Origin of the sequence: Streptomyces durhamensis (assembly GCF_000725475.1) — a bacterium.
Lineage (GTDB): Bacteria > Actinomycetota > Actinomycetes > Streptomycetales > Streptomycetaceae > Streptomyces > Streptomyces filipinensis.
The window spans coordinates 1-2018 of the sequence record NZ_JNXR01000076.1 but is presented as its reverse complement, the minus strand read 5'-3'; the positions used below and the strand labels follow the sequence as shown (position 1 = coordinate 2018).

The following is a 2018-nucleotide window of genomic DNA, read 5'->3' as shown; positions in this document are numbered from 1 at the left end:
GCTCCGTCCAAGCCCTCGAACGCGACATCCGAAACTGGCTCGCCGACTGGAACGAGGCCCCCAGGCCCTTCGCATGGACCAAGACCGCCGACGAGATCCCCGACAAGGTGGCCACGTATTGCCGGCGAATCTCTGACTCAGGTCACTAGGCCCTGTCCGGCGGATCACGGGCCGAGCCAGGGCCGGACCGAGGCGAGGGCCGGCCAGTGGCCCTAATCGTGTTGACCGCCCTCGGCAGGCAGTGCTGGAGTCGGCACGTGGACAGCATCCCCGCCAACCGGCGGCTCTGGAACCGGATCAGCAGCGCCTACCAGCACGAGCACGACCCGCAAATCGGCGCCGCACCCCGGCTGTGGGGCATGTACTCCATCCCCGACGCGCACCTGCGCGCCCTGGGCGACGTCACCGGCAAGCGCGTCCTCGAACTCGGCTGCGGCGCCGGCCAGTGGTCCAGGGCGCTCGCCGCCGAGGGCGCCACCGTGGTCGGGCTCGACCTGTCCGAAGCCCAACTCGCCGCAGCGGACCGCGGGATGGGAGTGGTCCGCTACCCGCTGGTGCAAGGCGCCGCCGAACAACTCCCCTTCGCCGCCGAGAGCTTCGACCTGGTGTTCTGCGACTTCGGTGGGCTCAGCTGGGCGCCCCCGCACCTGGCCGTCCCTCAGGCCGCACGCGTCTTGGGCCGAGGCGGGCGCCTGGTGTTCAACGTCGCCAGCCCATGGTTCGAGGCTTGCTACGACGAAGCCGCCAGCCGCGTGACCACGACGCTGCAGCAGGACTACTTCGGGCTCAACACCATTGCCGAAGGCGACGACGCGACCAGCTATCAGCTCACCTACGGCGACTGGGTCAGGGTCCTGCGCGGCGCGGGTCTCGTCATCGACGACCTCATCGAGCCGCGGCCCGAGCTCGGAACACCCAACGGCTACAACGAAACCGACCCACCCGACTGGGCACACCGCTGGCCGGCGGAACTGCTCTGGGTAACCCACAAACCGTAAGTTCCGCCGCGCCGAGACGTGAAGGCATCCTCTCGCCGGGCAGGCCCTCCACGGTTGTCCATCGGTGGCCTGTGTGGACGGCCATGGTCGGCTTGGGGGTTGGGCTGCTGTGGCAAGCAGACGCAGATATGGAAGATCAAGCCGGACACTTTCAGGAATTATCTGCGTGAGATCAATCAGAAGTATAAGGAGGGAACAAAGATCCCGGACACGCCAAAGGCGCGCAGAGAATACCCGCAGCTGATCGGAAAACCCTTGAAGGGTAAGTATTATCTGGAAGTCCCGGTTCAGTCCCAGCCTGTGCCAGACTGGGCACTCAGGGAAAGCGGCGGACCACGGCGTGATAGTCCGGGACGTGCAGGGCTTCATCTACCGGCTACCGAAGGGCACAGGCTGAATCGGCCATGATCTGGACCTACTGCGAGCAGTGGAACAACCTCACCGAGACGCCGATGAACCCGCTGACGCCCGAACAGGCTCAAGCTAGGCACACATCCGGCCAGTTGTACACCGCCGTTGCCTCCCCCGATGAGCACTCCGCCGCGACACTGCGCGTGGAAATGCGCCTGGAAACTGGGTACACCTCAGTCATTTTCATGGATGCACACGGCCGCGACACCCTCGACTACACCTTCACCCTTATCAACTGCTCCCTCTTCCTGGAGACAGCGACCTCATACGACTACGGTGATTCGCAGGAGCGCGGTGGATATGCGGACGCGGAACGCGTGGAATCCTATGAGTTCACTACCGATGGCGTCATCCGGCGCACCGTGGAAGCTGATGGCGAGGAGTCCAAGGAAAGCCGTCACGGCATTGACGTCACTAGCAACTGGGAGTCGGTTCCGTACTTCGGTGCCTACGATGCATTGATCCGACGCGACCGTGCTTGACCCCTGGGGATTGCCAACTGAAGGGACACCGTGTCCAGGTACTCCTCTGGGTGCACCACCGAGTACGAAGTTGTGTGCACCACAGCTCAGGCCACGTCGGTGTCCCGCTCGATGGCCTGGAGGCGGT

Annotated in this window: 2 protein-coding genes and 1 pseudogene; all 3 read left to right on the top strand. The window is 64.7% G+C overall.

Translation table 11 applies throughout. The features are described 5' to 3' along the window. Positions 1–149: pseudogene (locus tag IO33_RS53325) on the top strand (IS630 family transposase); the annotation flags it as partial. A 108-nt stretch (positions 150–257) separates the two neighbouring features. Beyond that, positions 258–998, top strand: a complete 741-nt coding sequence (locus tag IO33_RS0141795; RefSeq protein ID WP_031174306.1) for a class I SAM-dependent methyltransferase — start codon at positions 258–260, stop codon at positions 996–998. Between the two features lie 404 nt (positions 999–1402). Then, on the top strand, positions 1403–1891 hold the full coding sequence (locus IO33_RS0141790; RefSeq protein WP_031174305.1) for a hypothetical protein: 489 nt from the start codon (positions 1403–1405) through the stop codon (positions 1889–1891). The last annotated feature ends 127 nt before the right edge of the window (positions 1892–2018 follow it).

Excerpts from the sequence above, each read along its gene's own strand:
- IO33_RS0141790 (WP_031174305.1), top strand. The coding sequence starts at position 1,403 with ATGATCTGGACCTACTGCGAGCAGTGGAACAACCTCACCGAGACGCCG.